Here is a 7,549-nt window from a genome sequence, read left to right as displayed (position 1 = left end):
CGGCTGGGGCGCCGGGGTCGGCTTCGGCGGCGGGGTGGGCTTCGGGGTGGGCTTGGGCGGGGGAGTGGGCTTGGGTGTGGGCTCGGGCGTGGGCTTCGGGCACGGCGGCGGGGGCGGAGGCGGGCAGTGCCGGTGCCGGCCCGCGTGTTTGCGGCAGTGCCTGGCCTCGTGATGTCCGCCACCTTGACCGGCCCCGCGGCCGCCTGCGCGGCTGCCGCTGCCGGCGGTCGCGACGAGTTCCACGACCGTCCGGCCGCCGCCGTCGGTGATCGTCGCGTAGGCGCAGCTATCGGCCACGGCCGGGGTGGCGGACAGCGCCGCCCACAGCAGGACGGGGACCGCCAGCAGGCGCCTGGTACGGGGTCTCTTCACCCGGGGATCATGGGCCGGAGCCGTCCTGCGCACGCGGCGCGCGGTGTGGGTTCGCCCGAACGGGCTACGTTGTGTCCAGAGAGGTTTGAGCCAGGACCGGCCGTGCGGAGGCTCAACTTCCGCCATTTCTCAAAAGGGACTTGTCGGCATCGGTCATTGGGCGGCACGGGCGCGCACGTGCCTTTGGTGTGTGACGAAGAACGGACCGCCAATTTCCGCTTTTGGTCGCCCCGTTGAGGAATGATCAGTACATTCGGCTCGGACAGCAGTCCGACCGCAGCTGGACTACGCCTTGGAGACCTCGATGGACCGCCCCGCCTGGGCCCCGCCAGGCATCGACATATCGGTGCCGAGCGTGTCGCGCATCTACGATTACTACCTGGGCGGCTCGCACAATTTCGAGGTGGACCGCCAGGCCGCCCGCCGGGCGATGGAATTCATGCCGGGCCTGCCCAAGATCATGCAGGCGAACCGGGCCTTCATGCGCCGGGCCGTCCGGTACGCGGTCGCCGAGGGGGTCACCCAGTTCCTCGACGTCGGCTCCGGCATCCCCACCTTCGGCAACGTCCACGAGGTCGCCCGGGCGGCCTCCCCGCAGGCCCGCGTCGTCTACGTCGACCACGACCCGGTGGCCGTCGCCCACAGCCGCGCCGTCCTGGCCGGGGACGAGCTCAGCGACATCGCCGCCGCCGACCTGCGCAAGCCGAGGTCCATCCTGCACAGCCCCGAGGTGGGCCGGCTGCTGGACCTCGACCGGCCCGTCGCCCTGCTGCTGGTCGCCGTCCTGCACTTCCTCGAGGACGCCGACGACCCGTACGGGGCCGTGGCCGAGCTGCGCGACGCGCTGGCCCCCGGCAGCCTGCTGATCCTCACCCATGCCTCGTACGAGGGCATCCCCGTCTCCGAGGAGGCCGCCGGCGGGACCGTCGGTGTCTACCGCGACATGCGCAGCCCCCTGGTGATGCGGACCCGCGAGGAGGTCACCCGCTTCTTCGACGGCTTCGAGACGGTCGAACCGGGGCTGGTGTCGATGCCCGCCTGGCGGCCGGAGGCCCCCGAGGACGACACGGCGCCGGAGGATCCGTACGCCTTCTCCGGCTTCGCGGGTGTGGGACGCAAGGCGTGAGAGTCCCCGCACAGACGGCCCAGGCGACGCAGTCCCCGGGGCTGCCGGCCGACCTGGAGGACCGGATCGGCCGCTTCGCGACCATCTGGAGCCGGGCCATCTTCCCGGTCACCGCCACGTCGCTGACCCGGGTGGAGTTCGAGCGGCACCTGGTGCCGCTGGCCCGCACGCTCAGCGAGGCCCTGCACGCGCGCGCCTTCGACCCGGCCGTCGCCCAGCGCGTCGGCGGCGAACTCGTCGCCGTGCACTGCACCGACCCCGACGCCCTGGCCGGCACCCTCGGCGTGGTCGACTCCTACCTGGTGCTGTACTGCGGCCCGGGCAGCGCCGGCCCGGAGGAGACCGAGCAGTACCGGGCCCGCTGCGCCCGGCTCCAGCACGGCATCGCGGCCGGCTTCGCCCGGGCCCTGCGCGAACGCACCCTGCGGGAGCAGGAGGCCATCGCCCGCTCCGCGCTGACCGCCCGCTCCGACGCCCAGGAAGCCCTGCACGCCAGCGAGGAGCGCTTCCGCGCCGTCTTCGAGGGCGCCGCCGTCGGCATCGGCATCGCCGACCTGGAGGGCAACATCCTGGAGATCAACGACACCCTGCTGAAGATGTTCGGCGGCCTCGAAGGCCACGTCCGCGGCCGCAACGTCAGCGAATGGGGGCACCCGGACGACGCGCCGCACATCTGGCGGATGTACGGCGAACTGGTCCGCGGCGAACGGGAGCACTACCGGGCCGAGAAGCCGTACTACCGGCACGACGGGACCGTGCTGTGGACCAACCTCACGGTGTCGCTGCTGCGCGACGCCGAGGGCCGGCCGCAGTACCAGCTGGCCCTGATGGAGGACACCACCGAGCGGCGGCTGCTCAACCTGCGCCTGCGCTACGAGGCCACCCACGACGCCCTCACCGGCCTGCCCAACCGCACGCTGTTCTTCGAACGCCTGGAGAAGGCCATCGGCGGCCCCGCCGACGACGGCGCCCGCTTCGGGCTGTGCTACCTGGACCTCGACGGCTTCAAGGCGGTCAACGACAGCCTGGGCCACTCCGCCGGCGACCGGCTGCTGGTGGAGGTCGCGGACCGGCTGCAGAGCTGCGCGACCGGCCCCGGCGAGGTCGTGGCCCGACTCGGCGGTGACGAGTTCGTGGCCCTGACCACCGGCCCCGACACCGAGCAGAAGGTCACCGACCTCGCCGTCCGCATCCTCTCCGCGCTGGCCGCGCCGATCCGGCTGGAGGGCCGGGAACTGATCGTGCGCGGCAGCATCGGCATCGTGGAGGGCCCGGCGGGCGAGCGCACCCCGGCGGAAGTGCTGCGCAGCGCCGACATCACCATGTACCGGGCCAAGGCCGCGGGCGGCAACCGCTTCGAGTTCGCCGACGCCGAGGCCGACGCCCGCGCCATCACCCGGCACGGTCTGACCAACGCCCTGCCCGGCGCCCTGGAGCGCGGCGAGTTCTTCGTCGAGTACCAGCCGCTGGTCGACATGAACGACGGCAGCGTGTACGGCGCCGAGGCCCTCGTGCGCTGGTCGCATCCGCAGTACGGAGTGCTGGGCCCGGACCGCTTCATCCCCCTCGCCGAACGCACCGGCCTGATCGTCCCGCTGGGCCGCTGGGTCCTGGAGGAAGCGGTCCGCCAGGCCCGCAACTGGCAGCGCGAGCACGGCGGCCCCCTGCGGATCAACGTCAACCTCTCGCCCACCCAGCTCCACCACCCCGGCCTGGTCGCGGACACGGTGGCGGTCCTGGAGAACTCGGGCCTGGAGCCGGGGGCCCTGTGCCTGGAGGTCACCGAATCGGCCCTGATCGGCGCCGACGACGAACTCCTGGAACCCCTGCGCCGACTCGCCGCCCTGGGCGTGGACATCGCACTCGACGACTTCGGCACCGGCTACTCGAACCTGGCCAACCTGCGCCGCCTCCCCGTGAGCGTGCTGAAGCTGGACCGCTCCTTCACCCAGGGGATGCAGCAGCAGCCGGCGGACCCCGTGGACGTCAAGATCGTCGAGGGCATAGTGGCCCTGGCCCACAGCCTCGAACTCGCCGTCACGGTCGAGGGCGTGGAGACCGGCGCCCAGGCCGCCCAACTGCGGGCCCTGGGCTGCGACACCGCACAGGGCTGGTACTACGCCCGCCCCGGCGCCCCGGACCGGATCCACGCCCTCTCCCTCTCGGACGCCACGCCCTGACACCGCCACCGTCGGCCCGGCCGACGCGCCGGGCCGCCGGGTCGGGCCGCCGGGAACAGCCCGGCCGACGCTCCCGGGCCGGCGGGGGCATCCTGGCCGGCGCTCCCGGGCCGGACGGGGACAGTCCGGACGGCGCTCCCGGGTCGGCGGGGGCATCCTGGCCGGCGCTCCCGGGCCGGACGGGGACAGTCCGGACGACGCACCCGGGCCGGACGACGCACCCGGGTCGGCGGGGACACCCTGGCCGACGCGCTCGGGCCGGCCGGCCCGGGCCCGGACGCGCGTCCTGCTCCCGTGCCGCCCGGACCTGGTCAGTCCAGGCCGGCTTCGATCCCCTTGCCCGGGGTGCGGACCGCCTCCGTCACCCGGAGCATCCGCTCGGTGGTGTCGGCCAGCACGTGCGCGGCGGCAGGAAGGCGCTCGGCCTCATAGGCGTCCAGCTCCGTCTCCCCGCTGAGCGCCCGGGCCAGGGCGGCAGCGTCCTCGATACCGGTGTTCATCCCGAAGCCGCCGGCTATCGGATGCACGTGCGCCGCGTCACCGGCCAGGAAGACACGGCCCGCCCGCAGCCGGTCCGCCATGCGGACGTTGACCCGCCAGGTCGAGAGCCAGGTGGGCTCGGTCAGCCGTAGGCCCGGCATCCGGGCGTGCCGGTCGAAGAGGCGCTGGAAACTCTCCAGCGACGGCGGCACCGGTTGGTCGTCATCGCCCAGCTCCGGTGAGGACTGGAGCTGGAAGGAGTCCGTGCCCGGTATCGGGCACAGCATCATCGCCCGGTGGTCCGAGGTGAACCACTGGTGCCAGCAGTCCCGGCTCAGCCCCGGCGCCCGGACATCCCCGACGACCATGGCCTGCTCCTTGTCGGTGTGCCCCTCGAAGGCGATGCCCAGGAGGCCCCGCACCGCGCTGTGCCCCCCGTCGCAGCCGGCCAGGTATCCGGCCCGGACGGTGCGGCCGTCCGCCAGGGCGGCGTCCACCCCGTCCGCGTCCTGCGAGATCCCCACGAGCCGGCTGCCGTACTCGACCTGGACGCCGAGCTCCGCGAGCCGCTCGCGCAGCACGTCCTCGATCTGCCACTGGCCGATCAGCATGATGCCCTCGACGGCCGTGTCCTCGATGTGGGCCCCGTCGAAGTACTTGCGGAACAGCAGCTGCGTCTGACCGATGGCGCTGATCCGCCCGGCGATCCCGAGCCGCTCGAACACCGCGAGGGCGTCCGGCCGCAGCCCCTTGCCCCGCGACTCGCGGTGCGGGGCGTCGCGTCGGTCCAGGATCCGCACGGCCGCACCGCGCTGCGCCAGTTCGCAGGCCAGCGTCAGCCCGGTCGGCCCGGCACCCACGACGACCACGTTGCTCACCCTGTCGCCCACCGCGTCCGTCACCGCCCCGTCGGTCACCGCCTCGCCCACCGCGTCCTTCACCGCCCCCTCGGTCACCGCCTCGTCCACCGCACTGCTCCCCTCGCCGGCCATCGCATCGGGAACCGCGCCGCTCGTCGCGTGCTGCACCGAGCCGCTCGTTCCACCCTTCACCGCGACGTTCATCTCCGCTCCCCCTGTCGATCCGAACCCTGTCGATCCGAACCCTGTCGATCCGTCCGCCGCGACCCTGGGCGGCGGCGATGAATCAAGGAAAGCGCAACCGGGTTAAAAATGCAACCGGGTCACAAAAATAACCCGGTCACGATTCCGTGCTATGCTCCACCCATGGACACGACCGCCACCCAGGGCCTGCGGGAGAGCAAGAAGCTGCGCACGCGCGCCCATCTGCGGGCCACCGCGCTGGAGCTGTTCCTGGAGCGGGGCTTCGACGCCGTGTCCGTGGCCGACGTGGCGGCCGCCGCGGAGGTCTCGAAGCCGACGCTGTTCCGGTACTTCCCGACGAAGGAGGACCTGGTCCTCGACCGGTTTGCCGACCACCAGGACGAGGCCGCCCGCACCGTGCGCGACCGCCCCGCCGGGCAGAGCCCGGTCGCCGCGCTGCACGCGCAGTTCACCGCGGCCCTCGCCGCGCACGACCCGGCCACGGGCCTGTCCGACCTGCCCGACATCGTCGCGTTCATGCGGCTGCTGTACTCCGTGGACAGCCTGCGCAGGCGGCTCGACCGCTACACCGAGCGGGAGGTCGAGCTGCTGGCGGAGGTCCTGGAGACGGAGTCGGTGCCGCCGCTGACCGCGCGGCTGTCCGCCCTGCACCTGGTGACGGTCCGCCACGAGCTGGGCCGGGTCAACTGGGCCCGGATGGCGGAGGGCCGCACGGCCGACGAGGCCCTCGCCGAATCGCTCGCCGACGCCGACCAGGCCTTCGCGGCCCTCGCCCACGGTCTCGACACGGTCCTACCGGTCCGCGCGGCCTGACTCCGCGTCCCCGCCCGGCATTCGCTTCCGGCTCGGCTCCGCTCGGTATTCGTCCCGCTCATCCCTGCCCGCTGGCTGTCCCTGCCCGCGGGCTCGCCCTACTCGGCAGGGCGGCGCGCGGGCAGTGCCTGAAGCGCGGGCCAGCGGGCGAGCATGGCCTCACGCATGGCCGTCGCGAGGAGCCCCACGCTCCTCAGCTCACTGCTTCCCCCGGTCATCAGCTCACCGCTTCCCCCGGTCATCGCGCCGATGACGCCGAGGCGGTGGACGAGCCGCTGCCTGGCCGTGGCGGTGCCCCACCGCCAGTCCTTCCGGGGAATCCGGGCCAGGTGGTCGGTGGTTCCACGCTGGGCGCGCTGCACCAGGGCATCCCCGCGCAGCAGCCAGCCCGCACAGGCGTCGGTGAGGTCCTCCGGGACGTCGCTGCCGGTCGAGTCGCGCCACGTGGTCCGGTAGGCGGCCTCGGCCGCGTCGAGCAGTGACCGGTCCGGGGAAGTTGCGCACCAGCAGGTGGGGAAGCCGATCCGGAAGTAGGCGAGTTCCACGAGGCCGTCGCCGAGCGAGGCCTGTTCGAAGTCGATGAACCGTACGCCGCCAGCGGTGTGCCTGTCGTTGCCGGGGCAGGGATCGCCGTGCAGCAGCGCGGCCCGGACCGGGGGTACGGCCAGGCGGTCCACGAGGCCCTCCAGCTCGGTCCGCACGCCGGACGCCACCGTGCAGCCGAGCGCCCGCGCGAGCCGCAGGAAGGCGTCGACGTCGTCCGCGCCGGGCCCGACCCAGCCGGGGAGAACGCCATCACCGGCCCCCGGACCGCCGCCGTCGCCGCTGCCGGCACCCGAGCCGGCAGCCGACCCGGCGTCCGAACCGGCATCCGAGTCGGCAGCCGAGTCGGCAGCCGACCCGGCGCCCGACGCACCGCCCGACCCGCCAACCGCGCCCGACCCGCCAACCGAGTCGGCAGTCGCCCCGGCATCCGAGCCCGCAGTCGACCCACCGCCAGACCCACCGCCAGACCCACCGCCCGACCCGCGGACCGAACCCGCGGCCGCATGCAGCCGCCCCAGTGCCTCGGCGTACCCGACCACCCAGTCCTCCGCCGGCGGCCGATGCTCCAAGTGCTCCAGGACCAGGACCCGTTCGGCGGGATCGGTGCCCAGGAGCAGCGGTACGACGGCGGGCCGGACCCCCGACGCCATCCGGAGGGCGGCCACCTCGCGCGCGTACCTCCCGTCGGCCTCCGGCCCGTCGACGAGCTGCTTGACCACCACCGGAGTGCCGGACACCTCCGCCCGCCACACCCGCGACCGCGGGCTGCTGCCCAGCCGGCGGCCCCGGCCGGGCGCACCCAGCTCGGCCCGCAGTTGCTCTCCGAACGGAAGTCGGGACCACATGGGGGCTCATCCTTCCACGGGCCGCCCCGCCCGGCTCCTGAATTCCCGCCGGGCCCACCCCCCTTCGGAGCCCAGGCTCCCCAGCCCCCTCCCTCCCTCCCCCCTCCGCCCTCCCCCTACCGC

5 protein-coding genes and 1 pseudogene are annotated in these 7,549 nt (G+C 73.8%); 3 read left to right on the top strand and 3 right to left on the bottom strand.

Annotation, left to right across the window (positions count from 1 at the left end):
- Positions 1-372: pseudogene (locus GPJ59_RS30920) on the bottom strand (hypothetical protein); the annotation flags it as partial.
- A gap of 304 nt (positions 373-676) precedes the next feature.
- Here GPJ59_RS30920 and GPJ59_RS30915 point away from each other — a divergent pair.
- Both GPJ59_RS30915 and GPJ59_RS30910 read left to right on the top strand, forming a co-directional pair.
- Positions 677-1,498, top strand: a complete 822-nt coding sequence (locus GPJ59_RS30915; RefSeq protein WP_219671225.1) for an SAM-dependent methyltransferase — start codon at positions 677-679, stop codon at positions 1,496-1,498.
- Complete coding sequence (locus tag GPJ59_RS30910) at positions 1,495-3,678, top strand: putative bifunctional diguanylate cyclase/phosphodiesterase (RefSeq protein WP_219671224.1); 2,184 nt, start codon at positions 1,495-1,497, stop codon at positions 3,676-3,678. Before GPJ59_RS30915 ends, GPJ59_RS30910 begins: the two co-directional genes overlap by 4 nt.
- A gap of 311 nt (positions 3,679-3,989) precedes the next feature.
- Here the strand turns inward: GPJ59_RS30910 and GPJ59_RS30905 are convergent, their stop codons facing one another.
- Positions 3,990-5,222: an FAD-dependent oxidoreductase gene (locus GPJ59_RS30905; RefSeq protein WP_258025180.1), complete on the bottom strand. Its 1,233-nt coding sequence runs from the start codon at positions 5,220-5,222 to the stop codon at positions 3,990-3,992.
- 162 nt (positions 5,223-5,384) lie between these two features.
- Here GPJ59_RS30905 and GPJ59_RS30900 point away from each other — a divergent pair, with 162 nt between their 5' ends.
- Positions 5,385-6,035 carry a TetR/AcrR family transcriptional regulator gene (locus GPJ59_RS30900; protein ID WP_219671223.1) on the top strand — a complete coding sequence of 217 codons (651 nt, stop codon included), beginning with the start codon at positions 5,385-5,387 and terminating at the stop codon, positions 6,033-6,035.
- A 98-nt stretch (positions 6,036-6,133) separates the two neighbouring features.
- Here the strand turns inward: GPJ59_RS30900 and GPJ59_RS30895 are convergent, their stop codons facing one another.
- Positions 6,134-7,426, bottom strand: coding sequence for a phosphotransferase (locus GPJ59_RS30895; RefSeq protein ID WP_219671222.1), 1,293 nt, complete (start codon positions 7,424-7,426; stop codon positions 6,134-6,136).
- Positions 7,427-7,549: the final 123 nt, after the last annotated feature.

The sequence above is a fragment of the Streptomyces bambusae genome, assembly GCF_019400985.1.
Classification (GTDB): domain Bacteria; phylum Actinomycetota; class Actinomycetes; order Streptomycetales; family Streptomycetaceae; genus Streptomyces; species Streptomyces bambusae_A.
The sequence above is the reverse complement of the archived record's forward strand: the minus strand, read 5'-3'. Positions and strand labels throughout refer to the sequence as shown.